General features: G+C 61.4%; 11 protein-coding genes, 2 pseudogenes and 1 riboswitch. Of the genes and pseudogenes, 10 read left to right on the top strand and 3 right to left on the bottom strand.

Annotated features, from left to right (window positions below):
* Genes rsmA through rsmI form a run of 3 tightly spaced genes read right to left on the bottom strand, consistent with a single transcriptional unit; the run spans window position 1 to window position 2,659 of the window.
* Window positions 1-897, bottom strand: a complete 897-nt coding sequence (rsmA, locus tag F1563_RS07980) for a 16S rRNA (adenine(1518)-N(6)/adenine(1519)-N(6))-dimethyltransferase RsmA (RefSeq protein WP_002526934.1) — start codon at window positions 895-897, stop codon at window positions 1-3.
* Window positions 894-1,802, bottom strand: a complete 909-nt coding sequence (locus F1563_RS07975) for a TatD family hydrolase (protein WP_002526933.1) — start codon at window positions 1,800-1,802, stop codon at window positions 894-896. Before F1563_RS07975 ends, rsmA begins: the two co-directional genes overlap by 4 nt.
* A complete protein-coding gene (gene rsmI, locus F1563_RS07970; RefSeq protein ID WP_002526932.1) occupies window positions 1,799-2,659 on the bottom strand; it encodes a 16S rRNA (cytidine(1402)-2'-O)-methyltransferase in 861 nt (286 codons plus the stop codon). The genes F1563_RS07975 and rsmI overlap by 4 nt, the downstream gene beginning before the upstream one ends.
* A gap of 108 nt (window positions 2,660-2,767) precedes the next feature.
* Between rsmI and F1563_RS07965 the strand changes: the two genes are divergently transcribed.
* The 10 genes and pseudogenes from F1563_RS07965 to F1563_RS14970 all read left to right on the top strand — a co-directional run bounded on the left by F1563_RS07965 (window position 2,768) and on the right by F1563_RS14970 (window position 13,473).
* On the top strand, window positions 2,768-4,297 hold the full coding sequence (locus F1563_RS07965; RefSeq protein ID WP_002526931.1) for a dolichyl-phosphate-mannose--protein mannosyltransferase: 1,530 nt from the start codon (window positions 2,768-2,770) through the stop codon (window positions 4,295-4,297).
* Window positions 4,298-4,382: 85 nt separating this feature from the next.
* Entirely contained in the window at window positions 4,383-5,852 is a 1,470-nt protein-coding gene (locus F1563_RS07960; protein ID WP_036958255.1) for a uracil-xanthine permease family protein, read from the top strand.
* A gap of 117 nt (window positions 5,853-5,969) precedes the next feature.
* Window positions 5,970-6,989 carry a magnesium and cobalt transport protein CorA gene (locus tag F1563_RS07950; protein ID WP_002533913.1) on the top strand — a complete coding sequence of 340 codons (1,020 nt, stop codon included), beginning with the start codon at window positions 5,970-5,972 and terminating at the stop codon, window positions 6,987-6,989.
* A 53-nt stretch (window positions 6,990-7,042) separates the two neighbouring features.
* A riboswitch (TPP riboswitch) is annotated at window positions 7,043-7,154 on the top strand.
* The gene (gene thiO / locus F1563_RS07945) at window positions 7,114-8,388 is read left to right on the top strand and encodes a glycine oxidase ThiO (protein ID WP_002526928.1); all 1,275 of its coding nucleotides are present in this window, start codon (window positions 7,114-7,116) and stop codon (window positions 8,386-8,388) included. (Overlaps the previous riboswitch by 41 nt.)
* A gap of 6 nt (window positions 8,389-8,394) precedes the next feature.
* Window positions 8,395-8,676, top strand: a complete 282-nt coding sequence (thiS, locus tag F1563_RS07940) for a sulfur carrier protein ThiS (RefSeq protein WP_371863508.1) — start codon at window positions 8,395-8,397, stop codon at window positions 8,674-8,676.
* Between the two features lie 35 nt (window positions 8,677-8,711).
* Window positions 8,712-9,550 (top strand): annotated as a pseudogene (locus F1563_RS07935) (thiazole synthase).
* On the top strand, window positions 9,547-10,395 hold the full coding sequence (locus tag F1563_RS07930; protein WP_002526924.1) for a HesA/MoeB/ThiF family protein: 849 nt from the start codon (window positions 9,547-9,549) through the stop codon (window positions 10,393-10,395). The pseudogene F1563_RS07935 and the gene F1563_RS07930 overlap by 4 nt, the downstream one beginning before the upstream one ends.
* A gap of 537 nt (window positions 10,396-10,932) precedes the next feature.
* Complete coding sequence (locus F1563_RS14980; RefSeq protein WP_227432002.1) at window positions 10,933-11,052, top strand: twin-arginine translocation signal domain-containing protein; 120 nt, start codon at window positions 10,933-10,935, stop codon at window positions 11,050-11,052.
* A 24-nt stretch (window positions 11,053-11,076) separates the two neighbouring features.
* Window positions 11,077-12,690 (top strand): annotated as a pseudogene (locus tag F1563_RS14975) (molybdopterin-dependent oxidoreductase); the annotation flags it as partial.
* A 129-nt stretch (window positions 12,691-12,819) separates the two neighbouring features.
* Window positions 12,820-13,473, top strand: coding sequence for a molybdopterin dinucleotide binding domain-containing protein (locus F1563_RS14970; protein ID WP_443090028.1), 654 nt, complete (start codon window positions 12,820-12,822; stop codon window positions 13,471-13,473).
* Window positions 13,474-13,603: the final 130 nt, after the last annotated feature.

Here is a 13,603-nt window from a genome sequence, read left to right as displayed (position 1 = left end):
TCACACCTGACCGGGGTCACCAAGGGCGCCAACCTGGGCTAGAGCCTCTGCGACCCGAGCCAGATCGGCAATGTCAAGGGCTTCACCGCGGGCCGTCGGGTCAATTCCAGCGGCAGTGATGAGCTCGGACGCCGCCGTTGATCCACCGCACAACCCAGCCAAGGCCGAGCGCAGCATTTTACGGCGAGAAGCGAAGGCTGCGTCGACAACTCGGAAGACTTGGGAGCGGGTGGCGTGCGGGTCCCGTCCGTCGATCTGGGGAGGACGTCGTCTCGTGATCCGGACCAACCCGGAGTCCACATTGGGCACCGGCCAGAACACCGTCGGTGGAACGTTTCCGACCCGGGTCGCCTCGGCATACCATGCCAGTTTGGCGCTAGGGATGCCATAAATCTTGGAGCCGGGAGCGGCTACCAGCCGGTCGGCCACCTCCGACTGCACCATAACGACGCCGGTGCTCCACTGTGGGCACATTGCCAGCATGTGGAGCAGCACCGGGACCGCGACGTTATACGGCAAGTTCGCCACCAAAGCGGTGGGTTCCGCGCCGGGAATGGCCTTGACATCGAGGGCATCAGACAGGACGACATCCAACCTCTCAGCGGCTTCTGGCATCCGCTCGGCAATGGTGTCGGGAAGCTGGTTGGCCAATGTCTCGTCAATCTCGACGGCGACGACCTGCGCGCCGGTTTCCAGCAGTCCCAAGGTAAGCGACCCTAGCCCAGGGCCGACCTCAATGACCCGGTCCTCGGATCCCACCAGTGCCAGGGAGACGATCCGCCGCACCGTGTTGGCGTCGTGGACGAAGTTCTGCCCCCGGGTCTTGGTCGGCCGCAAGCCGATCTGGTCAGCAATGCGTCGGATCGACGCCGGGTTAAGCAGTCCGGTCTCACTCACCAGGCACCTCCGTAGGCGGCAAAGGCGTTATCGGTTAACTGTTGACAGGCATGGACTTCATCCCAGCCACGCTGCTCCGCGACGAAGCGGGCGGTGTGAGGCAGCAAGTACGGTCCGTTGCGCTTGCCGCGGCACGGCACGGGGGTGAGGAAGGGAGCGTCAGTCTCAACGAGGATGCGGTTGTTCGGCGCGATCGCCAATGCGTCGCGTTGTGGGCCGGCCGAGTTGAAGGTGATGGTCCCTGAAAACGACAGGTATGCTCCGTGGTTCAGGCAGATCCAGGCCAGGTCAGCGTCACCCGAGTAGCAGTGCATGATAACCCGATCGGGCCAGCCTTCCGCGTTGAGAACGTCGACGACGTCATCGTGAGCCTGACGGCCCGAGCTCGACCCGCCACTCTCACCGCCATTATGGGCATCGCGCATGTGTATTGCCAAGGTGAGTCCGTGGGCGTGAGCCATGGCGATATGAGCGGCGAAAACCTCGCGCTGTAGAGCTTGACCGTCGGCGTCGGTGGTACCGAAATGGTCGATCCCGGTCTCACCTATAGCGCGAACGTGGTTGCCGACGCTGGCAAGCTCGTCGATCCGTTTCAAAGCCTCACCAATCGTTGTCCTGCCGAGACGCGCAGCGTCGTTGGGATGGATGGCAACCGCAGCGATGACATTCTTGTGCGTCCGCGCCAACTCCTCGGCGAACTCGGAGCCCTCGACGTCACACCCAATTTGAGCGATGCGGGTCACCCCGACCTCGCGAGCGGCTGCCAAGCTGATCGCCGGCTCGATGCCGACGATGTCCTGCACGGTGTCCAAGTGGGTGTGGGAATCCACGATACAGCCCGCCAACGGCTCAGGCAGAGGCGGTGCTCCGGCCTCGCTCAATACCTCGCGGATGGCTTCGTTCACGATTCCTCCTTGTCGGTGGTCACAGCGTTCTGGGCTGCGTCATAGAGTTCATGGCGGTCGACTCCGGTGGCACGGGCCACTTGAGCGACGGCTTTAGATCGCTTGATGCCGTCGGCGGTGAGCTCTGCGACCATCTCAGCAGCCTCATCGATGCCGATGACGGTGCCCTGGGCTCCCTCGATAACGATCGTGATCTCCCCGCGGGCGTGCTCACGGGCCCAGTTGGCCAACTCGCCTAAGCCGCCGCGGCGAACTTCCTCGTAGGTCTTCGTCAGTTCCCGGCACACCGCGGCCCGCCGATCGGTACCGAGGACATCAGCGGCGTCATCAAGAAGATCAGCAAGCCGGTGCGGGGCCTCATACAGGACGGTGGTGCGTGGCTCTTCAGCCAGTTCGGCCAGACGACGACGCCTCTCCCCCGACTTGCGCGGCAGAAATCCCTCGAAACAGAACCGGTCAGTGGGCAGCCCGGAGATAGCCAGGGCCGTCGTGGCGGCGGTGGGCCCAGGCACCGACGTGACAACGATGCCATGCTCAATGGCTGCGCTGACAAGTCGGTATCCTGGGTCCGAAACCGAAGGCATCCCGGCATCAGTCGTCACCACAACATCGTCACCGTTAAGAAGGCAGTCGATAAGTTCGGACGTGCGGGCGAACTCGTTGCCTTCGAAGTAGGACACCACGCGGGCAGAGGTCTCGACGTCGAGGTGGCGCAGCAGGTCACGCAGCCGGCGGGTGTCCTCGGCCGCAATGACGCGGGCATCCCGCAAGGCCTCGATGAGGGCTGGCGAGGCGCTACGACGGTCTCCAATAGGGGTGCCTGCCAGGATGACTCGTCCCGGATGTGTCTTGCTCACCGGGCTATCGTCCCACGCCGGCGCGACGATAGTGTCCCACCAACCCTTTACGATGGCACTGTGCCAGCAACGAGAAGATCGACCCTCGAACGCCTCGACGACGGTCGCATGACCGACGAGTACCCAAGCTGGATTATCACGGCCCTCATCACAACTGTGGCCTTCCTGCTGCGCACATGGAACGTCGGGTTCCCAAACACTCTCGTCTTCGATGAGACGTACTACCCCAAGGACGCCTGGACGATGCTCCATCAGGGGTACGAGACCACCTGGCCCGACGCCACCAAGGCCAATGCCGACATCATCCGTGGGATCACGAATACCTGGACTCCAGACGCCGAGTTCGTCGTTCACCCGCCAGTCGGTAAGTGGCTCATCGCAGCAGGGGAACAGCTGTTCGGCTTTAACTCCTTCGGCTGGCGGTTCGCCTCGGTGGTCTTTGGATCCCTGCTTGTCCTCATGACGATCCGGCTGGCTCGACGTCTCTCCCGTTCCACCATGGTGGGGGCTATTGCCGGCATCCTGCTCACCCTCGACGGTTTAGCCTTCGTCATGAGCCGGATCGGCCTGCTCGACATCTTCCAAGCCTTCTTCCTAGTGGCAGGGGTGTCCGCGGTAGCAGCCGACCGGGACTGGTTTCGTCACCGACTGGCCGATCATTTGCGCACTATGGGAAGTCCGCACCTCGACGGGGATTTCGGCCCCGCTCTGCGGTGGCGTCCCTGGCGGCTGGTAGCAGGCATCATGTTCGGTTTAGCCTGTGGCACGAAATGGAATTCCGTGTTCGTGCTGGCGACCATAGGCGTCGTCTCTGTCATCTGGGACTGGTCAGCGCGTCGCTTAGCTGGTGCCGGGGTGAAGGCGTGGTGGTCCTTCCTCCGGGACGGGGTGCCGGCCTTTGCGTACCTTGTCATCGTTGCACTGCTGACATACATCGCCACCTGGGCGAAATGGCTGGTCACCTACCCACACATGGTTTTCGGCAAGTCGTGGGCTGGCCCCAACCCTGATCCAGGCCTGTCTAAGGTAATCGGGAAACCATTGGCTGCACTGTGGGATTACCATCTGCAAATATATGACTTCCACACTGGCTCATACATGATGACGCAGACCCACGTCTATGCCTCGAATCCGTCGGGATGGCTGGTGAACCAGCGTCCATTGGGTATCGACGCCGTCAACGACATCAAACCGGGCCAGCAGGGTTGTGGGGCCGTCGGTGGTACGTGCCTGCGCATCATCTCTGCGACCGGAACCCCGGTGCTGTGGTGGTTCGCTGCCATCGCCCTGGTGGTTGCGGTGATCTGGTGGATCTTCGCCCGTGATTGGCGGTTCACCCTGCCGATCGTCGCCATGATGTCGACGTGGATTCCGTGGTTCCGCTACGACGACCGCCCGCTGTTCTTCTTTTACGCGATCTGCATCATCCCGTTCACCGTAACGATCTTGGCGATGTGGCTCGGTCGGATCCTCGGACCAGCAAAGGCCACTAGCCGACGGCGTATCGGTGCGATTGTCGTCGGGACGGTGATGGCCCTGGTCGCTGCAGATTTTGCCTTCATCTACCCGATCCTCACCGACGGTCTCATGACCCGTAAGGCATGGCTGGCGCGCATGTGGTTCCGCTCCTGGATCTAAGTCACCCATCCGGGGCTTGGATGAGTATGCGTGCCAGACCGATACGCTGAGGCTCTGGAAGGGAATCAACCCTGGAAGGACGCCCATGATCTGGAAACTGCACAATTGCGGTGTATTGAAGCCAGGTGAGGTGGTGGCTCCCGATGAGAGGCTCGGGTGGGGCCGCACCATCGGGCTAGGTGCCCAGCACGTGGTGGCTATGTTTGGGGCGACCTTCGTCTTCCCCGTTCTCATGGGTCTCAATCCACAGTTGGCGGTCATGATGTCGGGTGTGGCGACCCTGGTGTTTATCTTCGTGACTCAGCATGAGGTGCCGTCATATCTCGGCTCGTCGGCCGCTTTTCCTGGGGTGGCCACCGCTATCTACGCTTCGGGAGGTAAACCCAATGACGTTTCTGGTGCCCTGCTGTGCGTTGGCCTGACCCTGTTTATCTGTGGCATCGTCATCCAGACCGCCGGATCTCGGGTCGTCCATAAGGTTCTGCCACCGACGGTGACCGGCGCCGTCGTTATGCTCATCGGGTTCAACCTCGCGCCGGTCGTCGCCAAAGCCTACTGGCCCACCGACCAGTGGACCGCACTCATCGTCATGCTGCTCGTCATTGCACTGTCGGTGGGACCACGCGGCTTCGTGTCCCGGATCGCTATCTTCTTGGCCCTGGTTATCGGCTATGCGCTGTCGTGGGTCGAAGATCTCGTTTTCGGCCCGCTGCGCCACTCCGATGGCAGCACCGCCCCACGGGTAGATTGGTCGGCGGTACATGGCTCCGCGTGGATCGGCTTGCCTCCGGTGACGAGCTTGGACAGTTGGCGATACCTGCCTCAGGCCCGCAACGGGTCCCACTATGCGTCAACCAATGTCGTCGGATTCCACCTGCCGACCTTCCACTTGGCGTTTATCTTGCTAGCCCTGCCGGTCGTCATCGCCCTCATTGCTGAGAACACCGGCCATGTCAAGGCCGTCGCTGAGATGATCGGTAAGAATCTCGACCACCAGGTCGGACGGGCAGTGGCTGCCGACGGTGCGACCTCGATGCTGGCGACTTTCCTGGGCGCCGCCCCGACGACCACCTACTCGGAAAACATCGGAGTCATGGCTGCGACAAGGGTGTACTCGACGGCTGCCTATGCGGTAGCGGCCGTCGTGGCTATTCTGTTTGGCTTCTCCCCTAAATTCGGCGCTGTCATCTCGGCAACACCTAGCGGCGTCTTGGGCGGCATCACCGTCGTTCTCTATGGGATGATCGGTCTGCTAGGAGCGAAAATTTGGAAGGAGAATAAGGTCGATTTCGGTAATCCGGTGAACCTCGTCCCGGTAGCCGCTGGAATCATCATCGGTGTCGGAGACGTGTCGCTGAAGTTCAGCGAGTCCTTCACCTTGGGCGGCATCGCTCTGGGCACCATTGTCACCGTCGGCGTCTACCACCTAGCCAAGTGGCTGGCACCAAATGAGCTCTCTGACGTGGCGGGTGGCACCAACATCATCCTCGATGCCCCAGGGATGTATGTCGATGACGACATCCCCGGTAACCACGGTCATGACGGCGGTGACTGACGCCGTACCCAGTAGGCTTGCCGCGCAAATGTCGGAGGAGGCGATTCAATGTCAGCAACATTCCAGCCCAAGAATACCGCGCTAACGAGCGCGAGGACCCGTGGGGGAACCTCACCAGTGGCAACCGGACCGATCGCCGACACCAAACCAGGCATTGTCGACATCAAGTGGTTCGAGCAGGGAGTTCCGACTGACCCGGAGCATCAACCTGATGTCGAGTCCACTCTGTCTTGGTTGGACGGGCACCCGGAACGGCTAGGAATCATCGTTGAGCAGAGCCCCAATCGCACGCAGATCAAGCGGTTGGTTGACCTTATGAGCCTCGATCCGTTGCTAGCTGAGGACCTCGCCGAAGGCCATCAACGACCCAAGCTCGAGCGACATGGCGAGGCCCTGTTCCTGGTGCTGCATCCACCGTTCTACATCGATTCAATCGAGGACGTCGCCTTTGTTGAGGCTGAAGTCATTAAGCGGCGCAATTGCGTCGTCGTCATCATGCAGCGCATACCCGACGAACTGTCGAGCCTCAGGTGGGCTCCTCGCCTGCCCAGGGACGGAGAACTACTGCGACACGGCCCTGAATCGGTGCTGTATACGATTCTCGACGGCGTGGTCGATCAGACCTTCCCCGTCATCAGCGGCATCCAGTTCGACATCGAGCAGATCGAGAGGCAGGTGTTCAGTGGGGATTCTGCGGCCCCCGAACGCATCTACCGCCTGTCTCGAGAAGCCATCGACCTGCAACACGCCACTAACCCACTCATTCCGATCATTGCGGCGCTCAGGGCAGGGTCGGCCAAACACCAGGTCCCTCCAGAACTGCAGGCCTACCTGGTCGACGTCGCAGACCACCTAGCCCGGATCTCCTCACAAATCACCGACATTCGAGAGCTACTTACTCAGATCCTCACCGTCAACGCGACCCTGGTCGACCAACGTTCCAACGAGGATCTCAAGATCATCTCCGGTTGGGCAGCCATCCTTGTCGTCCCCACCCTCATCGGGTCGATCTATGGCATGAACTTCGACAATATGCCAGAGTTACATTGGAGGTTCGGCTACCTTTACTGCATACTCGCAATGGTGGCCAGCAGCGTGATCCTCTACGCCATATTCCGCAAGAACAACTGGTTGTAGGTCTGGAGGACGGAGCCACGGACCAGACCTCCATGACCACGACCTATGATGGGAGAAGTTTCCGCGGGAGTCGCACGGAACGAGATGCGGCTGAGAGGGCATATTCGCCGACCGCTTTTACCTGATGCGGGTCATGCCGCCGAAGGAAGGACACGCTGTGGGCACTGCCGTCATACCCCAAATGTTCGCTGGATCTACTGTCGTGGGTCACGCCGATAAGAGCCGCCACAGTCCCGAGGCTTCGATTCCTCGACCGTCGGGGCGTGGTCGCCCTTCCTCGGTCGTCATCGCCGGAGCCGGGATTATCGGCCTGACGACGGCCTGGCGACTGCGTCGTCGCGGGATCGAGGTCTCCGTCTTGGACGACGCTCCAGTCTCCGGTGCCAGTTTCGCTGCTGCCGGGATGCTCGCCCCGGTCTCCGAGGTCGTCTGGGACCAACCGACCCTCTACCCGCTGATAGTGGAGTCGGGCCGGATCTATCGCGACTTCGCTACCGCTATAGCCCAAGACGTTGGCCATGGCGTCGGGTATCGAGAGAGTTCCACCTTCGTTTGCGCTGGGGATTCTGCCGATCATCAAACCCTCAATGAACTGCTGGAGCTCCAGCACCGGATGGGCATGGACATCAACCGAATTAGCGTCTCCCAGGCACGAGTGGCAGAACCCGCACTGGGCCCAGGATACGTCGGGGCTGTCGACATTCCTGGCGACCACCAAATCGATCCCCGACGGCTGTGCGGTGCCATCCTGGAGATCCTTGGTGACCGGGTCGTGCCTACCCGAGCCAGTGAGGTTCTCTTCGATGAGAATCATCGCGCGATTGGTCTGCGTGGTGCCGACGGCAGAAGCTACCACGCCGATCACGTCGTACTCGCGGCCGGGGTAGAAACCGGTGAGATCGCCGGCATTCCGCAGGCTCTCACTGGTCTGCTGCGTCCGGTGCGAGGTGAGGTGTTGCGCCTTCGTGTCCCCGAGGCCTTGCAGCCGTTGGCGACAAGGACCATCCGCGGCGTCGTGCAGGGCAATGCAGTTTACATTGTCCCGCGCGTCGACGGCACCGTCGTCCTGGGCGCGACGACCCGGGAGGACGGCATGGTGGGGGTGCGTGCCGAGGGGGTCCACCAATTGCTACGCGATGCCCACCGCTTAGTGCCCGGAATCCTCGACTGCGAGTTCTACGAGATGACGGCCAAGTCCCGCCCCGGTTCCCCCGATGACGTGCCCATGATCGGACGGGTAAGCGACGGGCTCACCGTCTCGATGGGGTACTTTCGGCACGGCATTCTTCTGGCCGCTATTGGCTCCATGATTGGCGCAGATTTCGTCTGCGGCACCGAAAAGGACAATGACCCGGCCCTACTCACGGCAGTCAGCCCATTTCGATTCTGCAACCGGTAAGGAGCCATCATGACGACGCACAATGGTGAACACATGGCGATTAACCATGTCGGTTGCACCACCACGATGATCAACGGAGAGCCGTACGCCCATGGCGGTAACGAGACAATTCTTGATCTGGTCAGTGCCCGTACCGGCAAGACGCTGAGAGCCGACGGGCGGACCGTCGATGGCTCTCCTCTGGGGATTGCGGTGGCCGTGGACGGGACCGTCATACATCGCGCGCAATGGGCGAAGACCCCGGTGCGAGGAGTCATCGACGTCGTGGCTGCGGTACAAGGCGGATGACAAGGGGACAAGCGGACGTGACGAACACGAGCGAGATGACGGTGACCGAGGTTGGGAGGACAACGACGGACCCCGACGAGCCGCTGCGCATCGGTGGTCTGGAGTTCACATCCCGACTCATCATGGGCACCGGCGGTAGCACGAGCATGGTCACCCTCGAGCGGGCCCTGGTGGCTTCGGGAACCCAACTGACGACCGTAGCCATGCGTCGATTCGCCGCCGGGGCTCGTCAGTCGGTGTTTGAGATCCTGCAGCGGCACCGCATCACCGCCCTGCCGAACACGGCTGGCTGCTACACGGCACGAGACGCCGTCCTCACCGCGAATCTGGCCAGGAAAGCTCTGGACACCAACCTCATCAAACTTGAGGTCATCGCCGATGAAGATACCCTGCTTCCCGATCCCGTCGAGCTCATCGACGCCGCCGAACAACTCGTCGCTGACGGTTTCGTGGTGCTGGCCTACACCAACGATGATCCGGCAGTCGCCAAGCGGCTGGAGGATCTCGGTTGTGCTGCAGTGATGCCGGCCGGCGCCCCAATCGGTACTGGGCTGGGAATCCTCAACCCGCACAACATTGAGTTGATCGTCGATCGGGCAAGTGTCCCCGTCATTCTAGAGCTGGGGTTGGCACAGCATCGGAGGCCGCCCTGGCCATGGAACTAGGGTGCGACGCGGTGCTCCTGGCGTCGGCAGTAACCCGTGCCCACAATCCAGTGGGCATGGCCAAGGCGATGAAGATGGCCGTAGCGGCTGGACGGGCAGCTCGCACGTCGGGACGCATCCCACCTCGGCGTCTAGCGCAAGCCAGCTCGTCCTTCGACGGCATCATCACTGAGCGGGTACGTGGCCCGAGAGAGGACGATAGCCTGTGAACGCTCCGAACCCGGTGGGCAACGCGGCATTACGTGCCACCAGTGACCGCGACGCCGTAGGAGATTTGTCCCCCGAGACATCGCTGACCAACCGTGACCTGACCCGATATGCCCGCCACATCGTCCTACCCGGATTCGGGCAAGATGCCCAACGGCGGCTGCGAGATAGTCGGGTACTCGTCGTCGGAGCCGGAGGACTTGGCTCCCCGGCACTATTATACCTGTCCGCGGCTGGGGTCGGCCACCTCACAATCCTTGATGATGACGTCGTTGACGAGTCCAACCTGCAGCGTCAGGTAATCCACCGCCAAGCCGACGTGGGACGGCCCAAGGCCGTTAGCGCCAAGGATGCGGCGCACCGATTGGACCCGCAGCTGGCGGTGGAGGCCGTCGTCGCCCGGCTGGGAACCGACAATGCGCTCGGCCTAGTCAAGGATCACGACCTTGTCCTCGATTGCACCGACAATTTCACGACCCGCTACCTAGCCTCCGATGCTGCCGAGATCACCGGCACCCCGCTGGTCTGGGGAACGATTCTGCGGTACCAAGGACAGATATCGGTCTTCTGGCCTGGTCATGGACCGATGTTGCGTGACCTGTTTCCCGAAATTCCCGCTGCCGACTCGGTACCGTCGTCCGCTGTCGGAGGCACATTCGGCCCGATCGTCGGCCAGGTGGGATCAATGATGGCCGCCGAAGCCATCAAGGTGCTCACTGGGGTCGGGGCACCCTCCGTGGGGAAGCTCGTCGTCGTCGACGCTCTCGACGTGGGCGCCCGCACCCTCAGCTTCGCCCCAGACCCGGACCGGAAACCGGTGACGCGGCTTCCTCCGTCCGATCGGTGAGTCATCACCAATGGCTTTGGTGCGCTGTTCTGGCGTCTCGATACATTTGGGCGTTCCGACGAAGCTACTGCAGTACGGAGGTTTCCCCGCCTGATCGAGGGTGAGCTCGCGAATGGTGTCGGTTGGGCCAAAGACAGACAGCAAGGTTTCCCCTGGTTCGAAGTGAGGCTCTCCTGAGGGTTCGCGCCGCACGACGACAGGTGGGCTTCCCCGGGACGTCGTCATGGCCCACCCGTGCCCCGATCAGCTCTGGGTCAAGGCACCGCTATAGCTAACAGCAGCAATAGAAAACCGTATGGGGCACCGGACGCGTCGACCGCCGCGAAAGAAACACTCGCTGAAGCATACTGCCGCATTGTACAACAGCATAGTCAAACGCTACGACAACTCTCGCAGCAAACCGAGTGAGAGTCCGCCTAGATCCGCTGCCCGGAACATCCTTACTTTGCCTCGCCGCGAATTCCCGCACGATATGATGGCGTATCGACGACATGTCGTGTGTCGGGAGGTCTCAACGTGGAACCCAATTCGACCAATATGTCTGGAACACGTCCTAAAGTGAGTCGCCGTGAATTCATGAAGTGGTCCGCGGTGGTCGGTGGAACCGCCGCCCTCGCCCCGGCGCTGCACGAGGCGACGGGCGCGCGGACCAACTAGCTCGTCAACCACACCTCGACCACCGTGTGGTCTGCCTGCACCGTCAACTGCGGATCCCGCTGCCCACTGCGGCTGGAGATCAAGAACGGAACTGTCACGCGCGTCTTGCCAGACGACACGGTCGGCGACGAGCTCGGCTCTCAACAGGTGCGTGCTTATGTGCGCGGACGCTCGATTCGCCACCGCATCTACAACCCGGATCGGTTGAAGAAGCCGATGAAACGCAAGCCGGGCACTAAACGTGGTGACGAACAATGGGTGACAATCAGTTGGGATCAGGCTCTTGACGAGATCACCGACAAGATGAAACAGATCAAGGCCAAGTACGGAAACGGGGCCTTCTACATCAATTACGGCACCGGAACCCTAAGCTCAGTCATGGCCAAGTCGTGGCCGCCAGACCAGAGTGCCTTCGCCCGGCTCATGAACACCTGGGGTGGCTACCTCGATCACTACAGCGACTACTCCACCACCGAGATCACCCAGGCCTACCCGTACTTCTACGGGTCGTGGGTAGCAGGCAATTCTTTCGACGATGCCAAGAACTCCAAGCTGCAGGTAATGTTCGGCAACAACCCGGCCGAGACACGCATGTCCGGCGGCGGCCAGGTGTTCGTCTCCCAGCAGACACGCAAAGAGTTTGGGGTGAGCACGATCGTCATCGACCCGCGCTACTCCGAGACGGCCATCACCATGGCCGACGAGTAGATCCCCGTTCGGCCAGGCAGCGACGCAGCCTTGGTTGCGTGTCTCGTCCACACCATGATCACCGAAAACCTCCACGACCAAGCCTTCCTCGACCGCTACTGCATAGGATTCGACGACGACCATCTACCCAAGGGAGCACCCGCAGGGTCTTCCTACCGCGCCTACCTGGAAGGCAAAGGACCCGACCACACCGTCAAAGACGCCACCTGGGCCTCCCACATCACCGGAATCCCCGCAGACCGCATCCGCCGCCTCGCCCGTGAGATCGCCACTGCAAAGCCCTGCGCGATCACCCAAGACTGGGGTCCCCAACGCCACGCCAACGGTGAGAACAGCGCGAGAGCAATCTTCTTGCTCGCTGCTGCTACCGGCAACATCGGCATGCCCGGCGGCGGCACGGGGGCCCGCGAGGGCAGCCAGGCATTCGACTTCGCTTTGCCCTTCAACACGGGGATCACCAACATCCATTCCAACAAGATCATCTCGGTGTTCTCCTGGCTGGACGCCATCGACCACGGCGACCAGATGGACACCTTCAACTCCGGTGTGTGCAAGAAAGCAGTCCCAGGAGTGCGCGCCAACAAAGTGCCGATCGACGAACACGGCAAACCGACAAACGTGAAACTCACTACCCCGATCAAGATGGTCTGGCAGTACTCAGGCAACTCGTTACTGGGACAGACCGGTGACAACAATCGTTCAGCCGAGATCCTGCGCGACGACTCTAAGTGCGAACTCGTCGTCGTGTGCGACATTCAGTACACAACCTCGGCCCGCTATGCCGATTACATCTTGCCCGGCACCTCCACCGCCGAGGAGGACGACATACATCCCGGCGAAAACGGCGGCCCCATGGCCTATGGAATCGTCTCGTCCCAGGCAATCAGACCACTATACGAGTGCCGCAATATTTACGACATCTGCGTCGGACTCGCCAAGCGTCTAGGCACCGAAAAGGAATTCACCGGGGGACTGACCCGCACCCAGTGGTTGGAACGGACGATAGCGGAAACCCGTAAGGACAATCCCGAACTACCCACCTATCGTGAGTGGAAGAAGATGGGCATTTTCCGCAAGGACATGGACCCGCACGTTGAACTCGCCGAATTCCGCAAAGATCCAGGATCCAACCCGCTGGACACTCCGTCAGGCAAGATCGAGATCTACTCCGAGCGCCTAGCAGCGATGTCCAAGGTATGGACGTTCGGGACCTTCCACGACAAGCTTCGCGGTGACGACCTCACTGCCCTGCCCGAATACGTCGCCACTTGGGAGGGCCCCGAAGAAGCCAAAGCATCCAAGAAGTACCCGTTCCAGGTGATCGGCCACCACTTCAAGGGACGCACTCACTCCAGCTACGGCAATGTTGATTGGTTGGTGGATGCACACCCCCAGACGGTGTGGATCAACACCAAGGACGCCCGAACCAAGGGGATCACCAATGGCGACGAGGTCTTCGTCTACAACGACCGCGGCACCATCCGGCTGCCGGCTCGCGTGACCAACCGCATCACACCCGGAGTGCTCTCGGTACCCCAAGGTGCTTGGTACCGCCCCTCAGATGCCAGGGACATCACCCCGCCGAACGGGGCCAATCCCAATCACCCGGTCGATATTAACGGTGCCGTGAACACTCTCACATCCCTACACCCTTCGCCGCTGGCGAAGGGGAATGCGGTGCATACAACAATTGCTGATGTGGAGAAAGCGTAACCCGCATCTCTTTCCCATAATCGGCCAATCCGCGCCAGGTGATGAAAGTGAGCTGGTCGGATGTACCCGACGACGACGTGGCATCCACCGTCTTTAACGAGCAGCACCGCATATCACCTAATAAAAGCCT

It is taken from the genome of Cutibacterium modestum, from assembly GCF_008326345.1.
Lineage (GTDB): Bacteria > Actinomycetota > Actinomycetes > Propionibacteriales > Propionibacteriaceae > Cutibacterium > Cutibacterium modestum.
The sequence above is the reverse complement of the archived record's forward strand: the minus strand, read 5'-3'. Positions and strand labels throughout refer to the sequence as shown.

What these genes read in the sequence shown, in the direction of transcription:
- F1563_RS07965 (WP_002526931.1), top strand. Translation starts at nt 2,768, where the DNA reads ATGACCGACGAGTACCCAAGCTGGATTATCACGGCCCTCATCACAACT.
- F1563_RS07960 (WP_036958255.1), top strand. Translation starts at nt 4,383, where the DNA reads ATGATCTGGAAACTGCACAATTGCGGTGTATTGAAGCCAGGTGAGGTG.
- thiO (WP_002526928.1), top strand. Translation starts at nt 7,114, where the DNA reads ATGCGGGTCATGCCGCCGAAGGAAGGACACGCTGTGGGCACTGCCGTC.
- F1563_RS14980 (WP_227432002.1), top strand. Translation starts at nt 10,933, where the DNA reads ATGTCTGGAACACGTCCTAAAGTGAGTCGCCGTGAATTCATGAAGTGG.
- F1563_RS14970 (WP_443090028.1), top strand. Translation starts at nt 12,820, where the DNA reads ATGGGCATTTTCCGCAAGGACATGGACCCGCACGTTGAACTCGCCGAA.